General features: G+C 60.2%; 18 protein-coding genes and 4 tRNA genes. All 22 read left to right on the forward strand.

The genetic code is table 11. The features are described from left to right. The first annotated feature begins 45 nt into the window (after window positions 1-45). The 22 genes from ABCN07_RS01660 to ABCN07_RS01765 all read left to right on the forward strand — a co-directional run bounded on the left by ABCN07_RS01660 (window position 46) and on the right by ABCN07_RS01765 (window position 17,002). Window positions 46-121, forward strand: a tRNA-Ala gene (locus ABCN07_RS01660). Window positions 122-165: 44 nt separating this feature from the next. After that, window positions 166-241 (forward strand) — tRNA-Ile (locus ABCN07_RS01665). Between the two features lie 339 nt (window positions 242-580). Then, window positions 581-1,552, forward strand: a complete 972-nt coding sequence (locus ABCN07_RS01670; RefSeq protein ID WP_343005109.1) for a hypothetical protein — start codon at window positions 581-583, stop codon at window positions 1,550-1,552. Window positions 1,553-1,712: 160 nt separating this feature from the next. Then, window positions 1,713-1,787: transfer RNA gene (locus ABCN07_RS01675), tRNA-Val, on the forward strand. Window positions 1,788-1,791: 4 nt separating this feature from the next. Then, window positions 1,792-1,867: transfer RNA gene (locus ABCN07_RS01680), tRNA-Ala, on the forward strand. 118 nt (window positions 1,868-1,985) lie between these two features. After that, the gene (locus tag ABCN07_RS01685) at window positions 1,986-2,360 is read left to right on the forward strand and encodes a VOC family protein (RefSeq protein ID WP_343005110.1); all 375 of its coding nucleotides are present in this window, start codon (window positions 1,986-1,988) and stop codon (window positions 2,358-2,360) included. Between the two features lie 27 nt (window positions 2,361-2,387). Next, on the forward strand, window positions 2,388-4,397 hold the full coding sequence (locus ABCN07_RS01690; RefSeq protein WP_343005111.1) for an ABC-F family ATP-binding cassette domain-containing protein: 2,010 nt from the start codon (window positions 2,388-2,390) through the stop codon (window positions 4,395-4,397). Continuing rightward, complete coding sequence (locus tag ABCN07_RS01695; RefSeq protein WP_343005112.1) at window positions 4,394-5,092, forward strand: site-2 protease family protein; 699 nt, start codon at window positions 4,394-4,396, stop codon at window positions 5,090-5,092. Before ABCN07_RS01690 ends, ABCN07_RS01695 begins: the two co-directional genes overlap by 4 nt. Before the next feature lies 1 nt (window position 5,093). After that, the gene (locus ABCN07_RS01700) at window positions 5,094-5,903 is read left to right on the forward strand and encodes a ScpA family protein (RefSeq protein WP_343005113.1); all 810 of its coding nucleotides are present in this window, start codon (window positions 5,094-5,096) and stop codon (window positions 5,901-5,903) included. Then, window positions 5,903-6,577, forward strand: coding sequence for an SMC-Scp complex subunit ScpB (scpB, locus tag ABCN07_RS01705; RefSeq protein WP_343005114.1), 675 nt, complete (start codon window positions 5,903-5,905; stop codon window positions 6,575-6,577). The genes ABCN07_RS01700 and scpB overlap by 1 nt, the downstream gene beginning before the upstream one ends. Beyond that, entirely contained in the window at window positions 6,570-7,370 is an 801-nt protein-coding gene (locus tag ABCN07_RS01710; protein WP_343005115.1) for a pseudouridine synthase, read from the forward strand. Before scpB ends, ABCN07_RS01710 begins: the two co-directional genes overlap by 8 nt. A gap of 3 nt (window positions 7,371-7,373) precedes the next feature. After that, complete coding sequence (locus tag ABCN07_RS01715) at window positions 7,374-8,063, forward strand: histidine phosphatase family protein (RefSeq protein WP_343005116.1); 690 nt, start codon at window positions 7,374-7,376, stop codon at window positions 8,061-8,063. Between the two features lie 32 nt (window positions 8,064-8,095). Then, window positions 8,096-8,785: a (d)CMP kinase gene (gene cmk / locus ABCN07_RS01720; RefSeq protein WP_343005117.1), complete on the forward strand. Its 690-nt coding sequence runs from the start codon at window positions 8,096-8,098 to the stop codon at window positions 8,783-8,785. Then, complete coding sequence (locus ABCN07_RS01725; RefSeq protein WP_343005118.1) at window positions 8,782-9,528, forward strand: lysophospholipid acyltransferase family protein; 747 nt, start codon at window positions 8,782-8,784, stop codon at window positions 9,526-9,528. The genes cmk and ABCN07_RS01725 overlap by 4 nt, the downstream gene beginning before the upstream one ends. Before the next feature lie 23 nt (window positions 9,529-9,551). Beyond that, on the forward strand, window positions 9,552-10,391 hold the full coding sequence (gene ispH, locus ABCN07_RS01730) for a 4-hydroxy-3-methylbut-2-enyl diphosphate reductase (RefSeq protein WP_343005119.1): 840 nt from the start codon (window positions 9,552-9,554) through the stop codon (window positions 10,389-10,391). A gap of 84 nt (window positions 10,392-10,475) precedes the next feature. Continuing rightward, the gene (gene der / locus ABCN07_RS01735; protein WP_343005120.1) at window positions 10,476-11,798 is read left to right on the forward strand and encodes a ribosome biogenesis GTPase Der; all 1,323 of its coding nucleotides are present in this window, start codon (window positions 10,476-10,478) and stop codon (window positions 11,796-11,798) included. Window positions 11,799-11,834: 36 nt separating this feature from the next. Further along, complete coding sequence (locus tag ABCN07_RS01740; RefSeq protein WP_343005121.1) at window positions 11,835-12,530, forward strand: glycerol-3-phosphate acyltransferase; 696 nt, start codon at window positions 11,835-11,837, stop codon at window positions 12,528-12,530. Beyond that, window positions 12,527-13,546 (forward strand): NAD(P)H-dependent glycerol-3-phosphate dehydrogenase, encoded by a 1,020-nt coding sequence (locus tag ABCN07_RS01745; RefSeq protein ID WP_343005122.1) that lies wholly within the window; start codon window positions 12,527-12,529, stop codon window positions 13,544-13,546. The genes ABCN07_RS01740 and ABCN07_RS01745 overlap by 4 nt, the downstream gene beginning before the upstream one ends. 48 nt (window positions 13,547-13,594) lie before the next feature. Beyond that, window positions 13,595-14,272 carry a ribulose-phosphate 3-epimerase gene (gene rpe / locus ABCN07_RS01750; RefSeq protein ID WP_343005123.1) on the forward strand — a complete coding sequence of 226 codons (678 nt, stop codon included), beginning with the start codon at window positions 13,595-13,597 and terminating at the stop codon, window positions 14,270-14,272. A 6-nt stretch (window positions 14,273-14,278) separates the two neighbouring features. After that, window positions 14,279-15,445: a cysteine desulfurase family protein gene (locus ABCN07_RS01755; protein ID WP_343005124.1), complete on the forward strand. Its 1,167-nt coding sequence runs from the start codon at window positions 14,279-14,281 to the stop codon at window positions 15,443-15,445. 55 nt (window positions 15,446-15,500) lie between these two features. Beyond that, window positions 15,501-16,283, forward strand: a complete 783-nt coding sequence (locus ABCN07_RS01760) for a Nif3-like dinuclear metal center hexameric protein (RefSeq protein ID WP_343005125.1) — start codon at window positions 15,501-15,503, stop codon at window positions 16,281-16,283. A 5-nt stretch (window positions 16,284-16,288) separates the two neighbouring features. After that, window positions 16,289-17,002, forward strand: a complete 714-nt coding sequence (locus ABCN07_RS01765) for a C4-type zinc ribbon domain-containing protein (protein ID WP_343005126.1) — start codon at window positions 16,289-16,291, stop codon at window positions 17,000-17,002.

Raw genomic sequence — 17,002 nt, forward strand, 5'->3', positions numbered from 1 at the left:
TTGCGCGACTTCTAAGGTTTGGTAATATCTCTTTCGCACCAATTCGGGGAATTAGCTCAGTTGGGAGAGCGCATGACTGGCAGTCATGAGGTCAGGGGTTCGAACCCCCTATTCTCCACCATAAATGAGGGGGCGGCGGCTTAGGTCGTCGCCCTTTTTGTTAACGGGCCTATGGCGCAACGGTTAGCGCGAGGGACTCATAATCCCCAGGTTGCAGGTTCGAATCCTGCTGGGCCCACCAGAGTTAGTCGCGGGCCGTAGGGCGTATGTGCTCTGCGGCCCGCTTTCGTTAACAAGAGTCCGATGCCGCGTCCCTGGTTGAAGTCCTGGATCCAGGCGAGGATGGAGAACGGCGGGTTGTCGACCACGACGCAGCCCTCCGGGTACTCGAACGACTCGAAGTCGCGCCCGGCCAGAATGACCTCACGATGTCAGACTCCTCGAAGCCCCGGCGCCCACGCACGTAGTCGAGCACGCCGGCGTACACCTCCGGCAGCCTGTCCGAGGGACTCGCGATGCGCAGCCCATTCAGTCTGGCTATACTTGACAAACAGACGGAAGCGACACGGGAGGATTGGTAATGGGAGAGACGGATTCTAGGGGCAGAATGTCCCTGATCAGACCGCTTTCCTGCGCCTATCTTGTATGGCTGGCCATCTCTCTGCTGTGTGTCGCCGTAATTCTTGGTTATACGACTCTGGCCTATGCCGGATTAGTCTCGACCGCATCTGAGTTATATCCAACTACCCAGGTTCTGGGATTTCATATTTCGGTATGGGTGCTCCTCGTGGCTTCTTGGGTCATCTTCACCGCAGTCGCGTTTGTTGGCTCGCTTTTCGGAATACGGGCCTTTAAATTGCCGAGTAATCCGGGTATTCGCGATAGCGCAACTAAATACGGGCGCATCGTCTTTTCCCTCAGCTTCTTAGACCTCCTGTTCTCGGTATTCCAGCAGAACGCAACGAGCTCCATCTCCTCGATCGTATCCGTAGGCCTTTCTGGCTTTCTGCTGCTCGAAGTCGCGCGTTTCGCGCCTAATACCGAGGAAGTAGCCACCTCGTCATCCAAGCGCAGCGTATCTGCGATTGAGGCCATTGGCCTTGAACAGGAACTTGAGAAGTCTCTTTCTAAGGATGCGAAGGAGCTATACCGCCTCCTGAGGGGATACTCCACGATCATGCTCGTCTGGGGCCTGCTTCGTCTTCTCAGCGGCGTTTCCCAGGTTTTTGGCAGGGGCTATGTCACCGGCGACGCAGAAAGTCTCCGCAACGTTATTGCCGGCGCGGACGTCTGCCTCGTCGGTATTTATCTCCTTGTTACCGGCCGCTATGGCAAGCTCGCCCTTGCGGGTGGCCGTAACCTAAAGACTTTTTCAATTCTTAGCGGAGTCGGTCTCGTGATATCTGCCCTCACGCTCATTCCGGTCTTTCTCTGGTGGTGGCAGGGAAGGGCGCTCGCTGCGGGCGACGTCTTCTGCGTAGTTGTTGACCTCGCGCTTTATGCAGCGGGTGTGTTCTACGCTCGCAGCCTCGATCGTCTGCATGCGCTCTAGTTCGCACTTCTTATTGCGCCTTGCAAACTAGCCATGTCCACGCTTTGGCGTGTTTGTCTCACTGTCTGTTTGGCACCAATTGATACGACATTCATTTTTTCGCTTGCATACTCTCGAGTGCTTGTGATAGACTCCTTTCCGCTGCGACGGCAGCCGAAGTGGGCGATTGGCTCAGGGGTAGAGCACATCCTTCACACGGATGGGGTCGCTGGTTCGAATCCAGCATCGCCCACCACTTCGGGGAATTAGCTCAGTTGGGAGAGCGCATGACTGGCAGTCATGAGGTCAGGGGTTCGAACCCCCTATTCTCCACCATAAACGACGAGGCCGGGGCTTTTGCTCCGGCCTTTTTGTTATGCGATGATGCTGCAAGTGAGTTGAAAGCCACTTCAGCATCGTGAGATTTAGGCCTTGCGCCGGAGAGAAGGTTCGTATGTCCGAGGACACCAGCAATCCCGTCGAGGCCTTTGGTCTTCGTGTGGCTCACGTTGGAATCAACGCCGCAAGTCCTGAAGAGGCGATGGAGATTGCGTCCATCTTCGAGGCTCTCATGGGACTCGCTCCGGTCAAGACTCCCGTCTCCGTGTTCGCGGACACGCTCGTTGAGGTTATGAGTGGCTGCGGTCGCGGCAAGAAGGGGCATATCGGCTTTGGCGTCAATGACATTCCCGTTGCCGAGAAGTGGTTTGCCGCTCGCGGCTTTGAAATCAACGAGGATTCCCGCGCTCTCAACCCTGATGGCACAACGAAGCTCGTCTACTTCAAGCGCGAGATCGCCGGATTCGCCATTCATCTCTGCCAGAACTAGCCACAGATTCAAGCTCAGGAGAGTGCCTTGATTCTTCTTGCCGATAAGGTTTCCAAATCGTTTGGTGGTCGCACCCTATACGAAGGTGCGACGCTACAGCTCAATGCGGGTCAGCGCTGGGCCCTCGTTGGCCCTAACGGCGCCGGCAAGACGACGCTTCTCAAGATCGTCATGGGAACCGAGACGCCGGACGAAGGCACCGTTAGCTTTCAAAAGGGGACTACCGTCGGCTACCTCGAGCAGGAGGCTAAGCTCGCCGGGCACGACACCGCCCTCGAGGAGGTCATGGCGTCTGCGACGGAGATTCGCTCGCTCGGCGCTCGCATCTCGGAGCTCGAAGCGCAAATTGCCAACGCTGGCGATGGCGATGGCCTCGAGTCGCTCCTGGATGAATATGGCCATGCTCAGGACAGGTTCGAGAGGCTGGGCGGCTATGAGCTCGAGAGTCGGGCCCGAGCCATCCTTTGCGGTCTCGGCTTCCCCGTAGAGGACCTCGACAAGCCCGCTGAGGATTTTTCGGGCGGATGGCAGATGCGCATCTCCCTCTCCAAGCTCCTTCTCCGTCATCCAGATCTGCTGCTCCTTGACGAGCCCACGAACCACCTCGACCTCGAGAGCGTAAAGTGGCTCGAGCAGTTCCTCGCCGGCTATGACGGCGCCGTCCTTCTCGTGAGCCACGACCGCGCGTTCATGGATGCCTGCGTGTCCCACGTGGCAGCACTCGAGAACCGTCGCCTCACAACGTATACGGGCAACTACTCCAGCTACCTTCGTCAGCGCGAGGACAATCTCGAGCAGCTGCGAGCCAAGCGCGCTGCTCAGGAGCGCGAGATCGCTCACATGCAGGTCTTCGTTGATAAGTTCCGTTACAAGCCCACGAAGGCGGCTCAGGCTCAGGAGCGCATGAAGAAGATCGAGCAAATCAAGAGCGAGCTCGTCGTGCTCCCCGAGCAATCCAAGCACGTTCACTTCAGTTTCCCGGAGCCTCCCCGCACGGGAGATATGGTCATATCCATCGAGCATGTTCGCAAGGCGTTTGACGATAACCTCGTTTACGGCGACGCCAACGTGACGTTCTATCGCGGCGACCACGTCGCGCTTGTGGGCCCCAACGGCGCCGGCAAGTCGACCCTGATGAAGCTCGCCCTCGGTTTTGAGACTCCAGATGCAGGTAAGATCGAGCTCGGCCAGAACGTGACAAGCGCCTACTACGCCCAGCACCAGCTCGAGACTCTCAACGAAGGCAACACCGTCATGCGTGAGATGGACGAGGCGGCCCCCGGCTGGACGAGCTCGGAGGAGCGTCGCCTCCTTGGTGCCTTCCTCTTCCACGGCGACGACGTCGAGAAGCATGTGGGCGTTCTCTCCGGTGGCGAGCGCGCTCGTCTCGCCCTCGCGAAGATGCTCGTGGCGCCCGACCCACTCCTTTGCCTCGACGAGCCCACCAACCACCTCGACATCGACTCTGTCGACGTGCTGGAGCAGGCCCTGGTGGACTTCAAGGGAACCATTCTCCTGATCAGCCACGATGAGCATCTCGTTCGTGCCGTGGCCAACAAGGTCGTCGAGGTCCGCGATGGTCGCGTCACCGTTTACGACGGCGACTATGACTACTACCTCTTCAAGCGCGCAGAGCTTGAGGCTGCAGAGGCGGAGGACGCTAAGCCTGCTACCACCAAGGCTTCAAAGGCGGTCGAGGCAAAGGCAGCCGATGCGCCCGCTCAGACCAGCGGCAGGAACGTAAAGACCAAGGAGCAGCGTCGCGCCGAAGCCGAGGCGAGAAACGCGGCGTCCAAGGCCATGCGTTCCACCAAGAAGCGCCTTAAGGAGGTTGAGGCCGCCCTCGAGCCCGCTCACAAGCGCTACGACGAGCTTATGGAGCTCATGGCCTCTGAGGAGCTCTACGCCGACGCAAAGAAGTTTGACGAGGCGATGGCGGAGTATAACGCTCTCAAGAAGAAGATTCCGGCGCTCGAAGAGGAGTGGCTCGAGCTTTCGACCGCCCTCGAGGAAGCCCAGAGCGGAATCGGAGCATGATGTCCCCGAGCCGGCTATTTACCATCGCGATTACGGTCGTTCTGCTCATGCTGTCTGCCGTCGTGCACGAAGTCGCACACGGATGGGTGGCTCATCTCTGTGGGGACGACACGGCGAAGGAGGCAGGCAGGCTGACGCTAAACCCAGCTCGCCATCTGGACGGGTTTGGTTCGTTTGTTCTGCCGATCCTCATGGAGCTTCTGGGCGGGTTCGTTTTCGCTTACGCAAAGCCCGTTCCCTACAACCCGAATCGCCTCAAAAACCCAAGGCGCGATGAGGTTCTCGTGGCCTTCGCCGGACCCGCATCCAACATCCTCCAGGCTTGTATTGGCACGGGCCTCTTTAACCTCGTGTGGGGCGCCATCGAGCGCAATCCCGGCTTGTTTTCCGCAGGGCCCGTGGTCTTCGGCTATACCCCCATGGCTCTCATTCTGTCCCTCTTCTCTACCTACGTGTGGATCAATCTCACCCTAGCCTTTTTTAATCTAATTCCCTTTCCGCCCCTGGATGGGTCAAAGGTGCTCTGTTACTTCCTAAAGGGCGAGACGCTCAGGCGCTACTATCAAATCCAGAACTACGCCATGCCCATCCTCCTCGTATTGCTCTATGCCCTTCCCAAGCTTGGCCTTGATCCCGTTGGGGCGTATCTCGAGTTCACAGCCGGTGGTCTATACAACCTGCTCATGGGGGTGTGACGTGAGCTATCGCATTCAGACCCAAGCCTATTCAGGTCCTTTTGACCTACTCCTTCAGCTTGTGAGCAGGCAGCGCGTGGACATCGGAGCTATTTCCATCTCTGAGGTGGCGGACCAGTACCTAGCCGAGGTCGAGAGGATGGGGGAGCTCGACCTCGACGTCGCAAGCGATTTCGTCCTTGTCGCCTCCACGCTCCTGGACATAAAGGCCGCATCGCTCGTTCCCGACGACACGCCCGTTCACAAGACGGAGGACGACGAGAATGACGACCTCGAGGGCCTCACCGCAGACGAAGCGAGAGAGGTCCTCGTCGCCAGGCTTATCGCATACAAGCAGTTTAGGAATGCCGCGGCAGCTCTTGGAAGCCGCATGGAGTCTGAGGCGCGCATGCATCCGCGTGTCGCTGGCCCCGACCCAGGCTTTCTCCATGTCGTTCCCGATTACCTCGAAGGCATCACGTTAAGAGGGCTCGCTGTCATCTGCGCAGACCTAGACAGTAGGCGAGAGGGCTTCCTCCTCGAGGCGGAACACATCGCGCCAAAGAGGTTGCCAGTCGCGCTTACTGTGGCTTCCGTCGATCGCGTGACGCGCTCACGCGGACATCTTACGTTTAACGAGCTCCTCGACGGAGAACGAACGCCCGAGCAGGTTGTTGTTACGTTTCTCGCGATCCTTCAGCTCTACAAGCTTGGCTCCGTCACGCTCTCGCAGGCTGAGACCTTCGGAGAAATCGAGATCGACCGCATCGAGGGCGCGCCCGCCTACGAAATTGACGCGACGGCGCTAGCCGAGCTGGAAGGGGAGTACTAATGCAGGAGTTGGATAAGCTCGACGCCAATTCGATTCGTGGCGCGCTTGAGGCGATGCTTCTCGTGTCAAGCGACCCCGTCAGCGCGACTGACCTTGCGGCGGTGCTCGGCATTACTCCAGGCGAAGCCTCTGAGGCCCTTGCCGACTTGGCAGCTGAGTACTCAGACGCAAACCGCGGCTTCCAGCTTCGTGAGGTCGCCGGGGGCTGGAGGCTCTTCACCCATCCTGCCTTCCACGACCAGGTCGAGGCACTTGTCATGAGCTGGGACACCAGGAAGCTCTCCCAGGCGGCACTAGAGACCCTTGCAGTCATCGCGTACCACCAGCCCGTCACCCGCGAGGGCGTCAAGGCGATCCGCGGTGTCAATTCCGACGGCGTCATCGCGTCCCTCGTCGACAAGGGCCTCGTCCGAGAGGCGGGCAGGGATCCTCAGCGCGCTCAAGCCATTCGCTATGCAACGACGCAGGCGTTTCTCGAGCGCTTCGGCCTCAAGAGCCTCCGCGAGCTGCCGGATCTCGAGCAGTTCGCCCCTGACGAGGAGTCGAAGAAGTTCATCCGCGAGCGTCTGAGCGGCCGCGTCATCGAGTCGACCCTCGAAGAAGCGGAGGCTGACTTCGAGGAAGAGCGCGAGCTCCTTTCGGATGACATGACCGGTGATGCCGCGAATGAGTAAACAAGCCGACCAGGAGGAGCGCATCGTTCCGATGCGTCTCCAGAAGTTTCTTGCTCGAGCGGGCGCCGCCAGCCGCAGGGGATCCGAGAACCTTATGACGGCTGGTCGCGTTCGCGTCAACGGCGTCGTCGTGACGGAGCTCGGCAGCAAGGTCGATCCCACCGTTGACGTCGTCACCGTTGACGGCCGAGAGGTGCGTCTTGCTGATGAGGCCGTGTACATCATCCTCAATAAGCCTGCAGGTTATGTGACCACCATGAGCGACCCAGCCGGGAGGCCGTGCGTGGCGTCCCTGGTTCCCAAGGACCAGTATCCGGGGCTCTTTCCCGTGGGGAGGCTCGACCGCGACACCACGGGAATCCTCCTCTTCACAACGGATGGCGAAGCGGCGCAGAGACTTCTCCACCCCTCGTTCGAGAAGGACAAGCATTACGTCGCACTTGTCGAGGGCAGCCTTTCTCGTGCAGCGATCGACAGGCTCGAGCGTGGCATTACGTTGGATGACGGCCCCTGCGCGCCAGCGAAGGTAGGGCGCATCGAAGCTGACTCGCCTCTTGCGAGCGCCGTTTGCCCAAGAGACATTCCCAAGGGCTGCTCACTCGTTGGCCTCACCATTCATGAAGGTCGAAAGCACCAGGTCAAGCGCATGCTCTCGGAAGTGGGGCACGAAGTGATTGCACTTCACAGGGACACGTTTGGCCCGCTCGTGCTAAAGGATGTCAAACCTGGCAAATGGCGTCAGCTTACGGCCGATGAGCGCAAGAGGCTCCTCGCGCAGACGAAGGGGGAGTAGGGTATGAAGGAATATGGTCGCATCATCCTCATGAGGCACCCTCAGACTGAGTACAACATCGAGGCACGCCTTTCCGGCAGGATCGACGTCAAGCTTTCCGAGCTGGGCATCGAGCAGGCGAAGCGCGCCGCGCGCGCCATCGTTGCCTGGAAGCCCGACCGCATCATTACGTCGCCTCTATCGAGAGCCCATGCCATTGCCGACGTTGCCGCGAAGCAGCTTGGCCTTGAGGCAATCGAGGACGACCGCGTGATCGAAATGGACTTTGGCTCTATGGAGGGCAAGCGCGTCGCAGACCTGCCGGCGCTTGGGTACCCGTTCCCCTGGCGTGTGGTCGACGGCAAGTCCCTTCCGGCTCCGGGGGCGGAAAGCTACGAGGACCTGATCGAGCGCGCCCGCACCTTTGTTGAATATGCGAAGGGTCTCGAGGGTAAGACCGTCGTCGTCACGCATGGTGGTTTCACGAGGGCCTTCATGGCCGCCGTCTACGGCATTCCTGTGGAACTGTTCTGGGATCGTGTCGTGGCGAATGTTTCGTCACACGTATTTGTCTCAAATGGTGAGCGTCTCTCCCTGCAAACCTCGGGCCTTGCCCCAAGCGAGCTCGAGCGGCGCGCAAAGACGGGTTTCGTGCTTGGCAAGTCTCCCCTTGCCGACATTGAGACGGACGACCTGATTGCAAAGATGAGCTAGCATGGGCTGAAAGCCCTTAAAAGGAGGAAGACATGATCGTTGCCATTGACGGGCCGGCCGGGTCCGGCAAGTCCACGGTCGCGAGGGCCATGGCCTCTCGCGAAGGCCTTACGTACCTCGACACCGGTGCCATGTACCGCGCCGTTACCGACGCCGCCCTCACCCGCGGCATCGACGTGACCGATTCCGCCGCAGTCGCAGATCTCGCCAACCGCATCGAGATCTCTCTTGAGAACGGCCCCGAGGGTCCCGTCGTCATCGTCGACGGAGTCGATCGAACGAAGGCCATCAGAACGCCCGAAGTCGACGAGAACGTGTCTGCCGTCGCAGCAGTCCCCGAGGTCAGGGCAGCCATGGTTGAGCTTCAGCGCGCCTCTTCCAAGAACGCAGACGTTGTCGCCGAAGGAAGGGACATCGGAACGGTCGTCTTTCCCGAGGCCGAGGTCAAGATTTTCCTGACGGCAGATCCCTCTGCACGTGCGCGCCGTCGAGCCGTCCAGCGCCACGGCGGAGACACTGCCAAGGATTCAAGCGCCGTAGCGGACTCTGCAGAGGCCGCCGCCATCGAAGCCGAGCTCATCGCCCGTGACAAGGCGGACTCCACTCGCAAGACCGCTCCGCTCAAGCCCGCAGAGGACGCCGTGCACATCGACTCTACCGGCCTGACCGTTGACGAGGTTTGCGACCAGATTTCCGCCCTCATCTCTAAGGCGCGCGCATGAGCGACACCCAGACGAAAGTCAAGGCAAAGAGCACGAAGCGCAAAGGGTTCGACTACCTACGAAACAGCATCGTGAACTTCCCTGCGGGCGCGCGGGCGCTCTATGCGTTCGTTTTCTCCGTTCTTCACGCCTTCTCATCCATCGTCTATCCCACGACTTTTCGTGGAGAGGAGAACCTGACGGCCAGCGAGGACGGCAAGGGCGCGGTGCTCGTCATGAACCACGTCTCGATGGTCGAGCCCGTTGTCTTCATTGTTGGCCTCTGGCGCCGCGGAATTCGAATCAGGCCTCTCTATAAGATCGATTTCGACAAGATTGCCCCCGCTCGGTGGCTCTTCCGACGCGTCGGCGGAATCCCGGTCGATCGTGGATCCGCCGACCTCAAGGCCCTCAAGGCGTGCCGCGACGCTTTGAAGCGTGGCGAGTACGTGCTCGTCTATCCCGAGGGCACCCGCGTCAAGAATGACGAGCAGCAAGTCGAGCTTCACGGTGGCTTTGCGATGATTGCGCAGATGGCAGGAGCCAACGTTATTCCCTGCGCCGTCGTGGGCGCCGCGGACCCGTATAGGACCCGAAAGACGCGCCGTCGCATGCCCAAGATCGCCATCGGGAAGCCCATTTCCTTTGACGAGCTCGAGGCCACCGACCGTAAAGGCAGGGTCTCCGAGATGGAACGCATCGCCATGAAAGACGTCTATGCGCTCAGAGACGAGCTTCGAAACGATTACCCCGGTCTTTGGTAACCACTCACTCCTTGGAGGACCCCATGCCTGTGACCATCACCGTTGCCGAGTACGCGGGAGCGTGCTACGGAGTTCAAAGGGCGCTTGATCTCGTTCATAAGTTGGCGAGCGAGAGCGCGGGACCCGTCCGCACGCTTGGTCCACTCATCCATAACCCCCAGGTAGTTGCTGGACTTGAGGCCTCGGGAGTGACCGTTGCCAACGAGGTGCCCGATGATGCTGGCTCCACCCTCGTTCTTAGGACGCATGGGGTAGTTCCCGAAATTGAGCGCCGGGCTCGAGAGAACGGTCTTAACGTCGTCGATGCTACATGTCCATACGTCAAGCGAGTGCATCATGCGGCAGAACGTCTCCAGCGTGAGGGGTATCAGGTCCTCGTGGTAGGGGAGTCCGGTCATCCCGAAGTTGAGGCCATCCTCGGGCATGCCCCCGGAGCATTGGCCGTAGCTGACGTCGACGCTCTCGATCAGGTTGACCTATCAAAGAAGGTCGGCGTAGTGGTCCAGACTACGCAGGCAAAGGCAACGCTCGACGCGGTCGTCTGCGAGCTCATGGGGCGCGTGCAGGAGGTGTGCGTCGTGAACACCATCTGCGAGGCTACGAGCGAACGCCAAGGCGCGGCGGCTCGCCTCGCGTCCACTTCGGACGTTATGGTCGTCATCGGCGGCAGAAACTCCGCGAACACGACGCGCCTTGCAGAGATCTGCACGAGCGCCTGCCCGCGAACCCATCACATCGAATCCCCGGATGAGCTCGAGGCCAGCTGGTTCGACGGAGCCTCGTCGATCGGCGTAACCGCCGGCGCCTCAACGCCCACCGCCCATATCGAAACCCTGGTCAAGGCAATCGAGGCTCTTTGCTAAAAGCGTGGCAGACCGCTTTTCTTCAGGATGCCGGAATGGGGCATGTTAGACTTTTACACCTGAACATTCGAGCAAGGAGCACTCATGGCCAAGCCCATCGTCGCCATCGTCGGACGCCCCAACGTCGGCAAGTCCACGCTGGTTAACCGTATTGCACAGAAGAAGGAAGCCATCGTCCACGAAAGCCGTGGCGTCACCCGAGATCGCAGCTACCACGAGGCAGACTGGTGTGGTCGCGAGTTCACTCTCGTTGACACCGGTGGCATCGAGACTGGCCGCTCGGATGACGCCTTTGCCGGCCGCATCCGCGAGCAGGCAGAGGCTGCCTGCCAGGAGGCGGACGTCATCATCTTCGTTGTCGACGCCACCACTGGCGTGACCGAAGAGGACGAGACGGTTGCGCGCATCCTGCGTCGAGCCGGCAAGCCCGTCTTCCTCGTAGCTAACAAGCTTGACAATCCCGCGGACGACAAGACCATGTGGGATTTCTATGCCCTCGGCCTTGGTGAGCCCAGGCCCATTTCCGCCGTCCACGGTCATGGTACGGGAGACCTTCTCGACGAGGTCGTCGCTGCCCTTCCTGAGCCCGCAGAAGAGCCTGAGTATCCGGAGGACGCCCTCCGTGTTGCCATTATTGGCCGTCCGAACGTCGGCAAGTCCTCGATCACCAACCGCTTTGCCGGCAAGAATCGTTCCATCGTGAGTGACGTCGCCGGCACGACGCGCGACGCCCTCGACGTCATCGTCGAGCGTGGCGACAAGCGCTATCGTCTCGTTGACACCGCTGGCATGCGCAAGCGCAACCTTGTTCACGAAGACGTCGAGTACTACAGCCTCGTCAGGGGCCTTCGCGCCATCGACGAGGCGGAGGTCTGCTTGCTTGTCGTCGACGCCTCCGAGGGCGTTACCGAGCAGGATCAGAAGATTGCCGGCCTCGCCATCGAACGTGGATGCGCCCTCATCATCCTGCTCAACAAGTGGGATCTTGTGACCGACGACCACGCACGTGAGGAGGTCATGCAGTCCGTCGCCCGTCGAATGACGTTTGCTCCCTGGGCTCCCGTCATCCGCGTATCCGCGCTCACGGGACGTTCACTTGAGAAGGTCTGGGCCGTTGTTGACCGCGTGGGCGCCGCTCACTCCGGCCAGGTGTCCACGAGCGCACTCAACAACCTCCTCGCTCAGATGCGCGAGAGTGGTCACACCATCGTCAAGGGGCCGAAGCGCCTTCGCATTCAGTATGCGAACCAAACCGGCAATTGCCCGCCCGCCCTTACGTTCTTCTGTAACTTCCCCGAGCTCATCGATGATAACTTCAAGCGTTATCTCGAAAATCGCCTTCGCGAGCAGTTCAATCTCGAAGGCACTCCTCTCCGTCTGAGGTTCCGAAAGAAACAATCCGCCTAAGGCAAGCCCGAGGGCTCTCGAAGGGACGTTTGGCTCATGTCGATTAACTACCCCGTTCTCGTTGCCTATCTCGTTATCACGTTTCTAGTCTGCGGCATACCGTTTGGTAAGATCATCGCGAGGGCGAGGGGCGTTGACATTCAGAAGGTAGGCTCCGGCAACATCGGAACCACGAACGTCGCTCGCGAGATTGGCAAGGGCGCAGCCGCCCTCACGTTGCTTCTTGACGCCGGAAAAGGCGCGCTTGCCACTGGTCTCGCCCTTTGGTTCTTCCCTGCATTCATCACCGGGGGTGCCTCTGTAGCGCCTCATGGTGATGTGGCATGGCTCGAGGGGCTGGTTACCCTTGCTGCCATATGCGGCCACATCTTCTCGCCCTTCCTCCACTTCCATGGCGGCAAGGGCATCGCCGTGGGCGTGGGCACCCTCCTCGGCTTTGCTTGGCCCGTGGGCCTCATGGAGCTCGCCATCTTCCTCGTTATTGCTGTCGCGTCGAAGAGGGTATCAGCGGGCTCTGTAACCGTGGCCGCTATTCTGGGCCCGGTCTTTGCGCTCATATATGGTCCAAACCTCGGGCTCGACCTTCTTCTCGAGCTTGCGGGCCTCGTCGTTGTGTGGGCCCATCGGTCCAATATCAAGAAGCTCATCAACGGGCAAGAGAAGGAGTTCTCCTTCCACAAGCGTGGCGACAAGCCCGCGCCTGACGACGACACCATAGGAGAATCCAAATGAACGCACGCGCCGCGGTCATAGGTGCCGGTTCATGGGGGACCGCCTTCGCCGGCCTCGTAGCCCAGAACGTTGATGAAGTGCGACTCTGGTGTCACAGCGCCAAAAGTGCGGACGCAATCAACGGGACGCACCATAACCCCCGGTATATCGCAGACTATGAGCTACCGGCAAACGTTGTCGCCACCAGCTCGCTAGGAGAGGCGCTTCGTGATGCAAGCGTTGTTGTGCTCGCGCTGCCCTCCGTCCATCTTCGTCGAGTGTCTGGCGAGCTAGCGGAGTTCCTGACGCGCGACGTTCCCGTGATCACCCTCACAAAGGGTATCGAGGCCAAAACCGGAATGCTCATGACCGAGGTGGCTGCAGACGAGCTCGGTTCTCCCGAGCGCTTCTGTGCCCTTTCTGGTCCAAACCATGCCGAGGAGGTTCACCTTGGCATGTACTCCGCTGCCGTACTCGCTGGTGTTGACTCCAGCCTGACGCGTTCGCTTCTCGACATTGTGGCAACGCCGAAATTCCGCGTCTATGTATCTCCCGACGTTAGGGGGGTGGAGACCTGCGGAGCGGTTAAGAACGTCATCGCCATCGCCTGCGGCATGGCCGCTGGCAGCGGTCTCGGAGACAACACGCTCGCGGTCATCATGACGCGTGGCATCGCCGAGATTGGCCGCGTCGTTAACGCACTGGGCGGAGACCCTATGACGTGCATGGGCCTTGCCGGCATGGGGGACCTTGTTGCCACTTGCACTTCAGAACACTCTCGCAACCGTCGTTTTGGCGAGGCATTTTCTCGTGGGATGTCGCTCCAGGACTTCGAGCGCGAGAGCCATATGGTCGTCGAAGGTGCAAACGCGGTGATTTCCGTTCGTGAGCTGGCTCACAAGATGGGAGTCGACGTTCCCATCACAGAGGCAGTCTGGGGCCTCGTTCACGGTGGAGTCGCCCTTGATGACGTTGTCGAGAAGCTCGTTGGAAGGCCTCTGACTCACGAGTTTTACGGCATGGGCAAATACAACTAGAATTAGGCGCCGTGAATCACAACACATGGCATCACGAAAGGATATAGCATGCTCAACGACGTAATGATCGCCCCTTCCATCCTCTCGGCCGACATCGCGAATCTCGCGAACGACCTCGAGGCCATCGCCACTGCTGACTATGTCCACGTCGATGTCATGGACGGCCACTTCGTTCCCAACCTCACGTTTGGAACCAATGTCGTGAAGGCCGTCAAGGCCTGCACCGATGTTCCCGCTGACGTCCACCTCATGATTTCTAACCCGGACGAAATGGCCGTTGAGTATGCGAAGGCAGGCGCTGACCTCGTGTCTTTCCACGTCGAGGCCGCCACGCACGCCCACCGCATTGTCTCCGCGATTCATGATGCTGGAGCAAAGGCCGGCATGGTCATCAATCCAGCTACGCCCGTGAGCTCTCTCGAGGCCATCATCGAAGACCTCGATCTCGTCCTCGTTATGTCCGTCAACCCCGGCTTCGGTGGACAGAAGTTCATTCCTGGCTCCCTGCGCAAGGTTGCCCAGGTCGCGGCTCTCGCTGCCGAGCGCGGCGTGAATCCGATCATCGAGGTTGACGGTGGCTGCAGCGCGGCCAATGCTGCCGATCTCGTTACCGCCGGTGCCACCATGCTCGTTGCTGGCAGCGCCGTTTATGGCAAGGAGGATCGTGCCGCAGCTATCGCCGAAATTCGCGCTGCTGGTCGCGAGGGTCTCACGAAGAGGGCTTAATTCCATATGAGCAAGCGCTACACCTATCTAGACTATGCCGCCTCGGCCCCACTTCGACCGGAGGCCCGAGATGCTTGGCTTGCCTACCACGAGAAACCCGGCTCGGAGGCTAACCCCAACTCGCTCCATTCGCTCGGCCGTGAGGCAGCGCGCGAGCTTGAGGTTGCCAGAAGAACGATAGCCACCTCTATCGGCTGCGGGTTCCGCCCCGGCGAGGTCGTGATCACATCCGGTGGTACGGAGTCCAACAACCTTGCCGTGCTTGGCATGGCGGAGGGCGCTCGGCGCAAGAGCTCAAATAAGAGGAAGAGGGTCATTCTCTCCGCCATCGAGCATGACTCCGTTCTTGATGTGGCATCGCTGCTGAGGTCCCGTGGGTTCGAAGTCGAGCTTGTGGGTCCAGACCGCAATGGCGTCGTCCAACCCGACGAGCTCACTCGCGTCATGGGGGAGAACTGTGCCCTCGTGAGCGTCATGGCAGCCAACAACGAGACGGGCGTCATACAGCCCACGGCGAAGCTCGTCGAGGTTGCCCACGCCGGTGGCGCGGTCATTCACGTTGACGCCGTCCAGGCTTTCGGTCGCATTCCCCTTGACGCCGCCAAGGCCGACGCTATCTCCGTCGCAGCCCACAAGATCGGTGGTCCGCTCGGCGTCGGCGCGCTCGCGATTCGCACAAGGTGCCCCTTCGAGGCGCAAAGCCTCGGTGGCGGCCAGGAAGGCGGTAAGCGCCCCGGAACCCAGGACGTCGCCGGCACCGTCGCGTTCGCTGCGGCCTGCCGCGTCGTCATGCGCGACCTGACCACCGTAAGGCCCAAGGTCGCCGCGATGGCGAACAAGGCCTACTCGCGCCTCTGCGCCGAGGGAACCGGCATCCTACCGACAACCCAGGCCTTCGTGGATGACACGCGCATGCCCGGCATGATCAGCGTCATGGTCCCTGGGATGGAATCTGAGACCCTCATTCTCAAACTTGATGACCTTGGATTCGAGGTTTCCGCGGGCTCAGCCTGCTCTTCAGACTCTCTCGATCCGAGCCACGTCCTCTCCGCTATGGGCGTTCCGAGAGATCAGGCCCTTGGCGCGCTTCGCATCAGCTTCGATGAGCGCGTGAGCGAGCAAGACCTCGATGCGTTCTGTGACGCCCTGCTAAAGATCGTTCGCAAGGGGTAAGTCGATACCCGACGGGGCCCGTGCGGCCCCGTCTTTGTATCTACGAGGAGGTAACATGCTCGTCGGCGATATCGTCAATCTGCTTTTCGCACAGTACGACGAGGCCCTGGCTGAGCCGTGGGACAAGCCTGGCCTATCCGTTGGCTCCCCAAACGCCAGGGTTGAGGCAATCGCGTGCGCGCTCGACCCCACTCCCACCAACATCAGGCTCGCGAAGGAGTCTGGCGCGAACGTCCTCGTCACCCACCACCCGGCGTTTCTCGATCCTCCTTTTCCCATTACGCCAGACGCTAGCACGAGTTCTATTGGTGGGGCTTCGGTCTATGAGGCGGCAAGACTCGGCGTGTCACTTATTGCCATGCACACCAACCTTGACCGATCCGAAGACGCGCTCGACCTCATCGCCGACAAGCTGTCGCTAGGGCGCATCGGTCGCTTGCAAGAGCCCGACGGCTTTGGAGCCCTGCTCGACGCCTCATCCCTTACGCTATCCGAGCTTGCCGATCGCGCCGGCACGGCATTCGCTTGCACGCCCGTCGTCTGGGGAGACCCCAAGGCGGCTCAAGATAAAGCCGCTTTCTGCTCCGGATCACTCGGGTCACTCGGCCACGATGCCATTCAGAAGGGGCTGAGTTGCGTGATTGCCGGGGAGGCCGGATATCATCGCCTCCTTGAGCTTTCCGAAGCGGGAGTTGCCGTTATACTTTTAGGCCATGACGCTTCCGAGCTTCCCTTTGCAGGTCTTCTTGCAAAGACACTGTCTCTCGGGGCGCCTGACACGCGAATAATCACCTTAGACGAGAGCCTGCGCTGGCATGCGTGGGGCACGGGAGAGTGAGAACTATGTCAGAGGCAACCGCGCTGCTGAGGCTCCAGGAGATTGACCTCGAGCTCATGAGGTCGAAGAAGGTAGCTCAGGATCTTCCCCAGAGGGCAAAGGTCGAGGCCGCAAGAGCCGCGGTCAAGAAGGTCATGGGCGAGCTCACGAAGATCATCGGTCAGCGCAAGGACATCGAGATCGAGCTTCAGGATCTCGAGGAGGACAAGGTCTATTACGCGGACAAGGTTACCGAGATTCAGGAGAGCGTTTCCAACGGCACCTATCGCGATGCGCAGAATTTCGAAGCCGCCCTCGCGACCCTCGCAAAGCGCATCGAAAAGGCTGAGTTCGACTCCAATGCCCTTGTTGGCCAGCTCGAAACCGTCGAGCGCGCGGAGAAGAACGCTCGCGACCTTGTTGCCAAGCTCGAGGCCGAGGAGAAGACCCAGACGGATTCGTTTAAGGCAGACGTTGAGTCCATTCGAGCCCACGTTTCCGAGCTCGCTAAGGAGCGCGAGAGCGTTGTCGCCCAGATCAGCGCCCAAAATCTCGCCGCTTATGACGCGGCCTGCAAGCGTTTTGGCGGAATCGCCGTCGAGACCCTCGTTGGCAATCGCCCCTCGGTCTGTCGCGTTGCGCTCCAGCCGAGCTCTTATACGGATATCCGTCGTTCGAACGCCGAGGTTACGACGTGCCCCTATTGCAAGCGCATGCTTGTCATTTCCAAGGAGGAGTAA

The organism is Collinsella sp. 1033st1_E11_1033SCRN_220408 (assembly GCF_039062465.1).
Lineage (GTDB): Bacteria > Actinomycetota > Coriobacteriia > Coriobacteriales > Atopobiaceae > Parolsenella.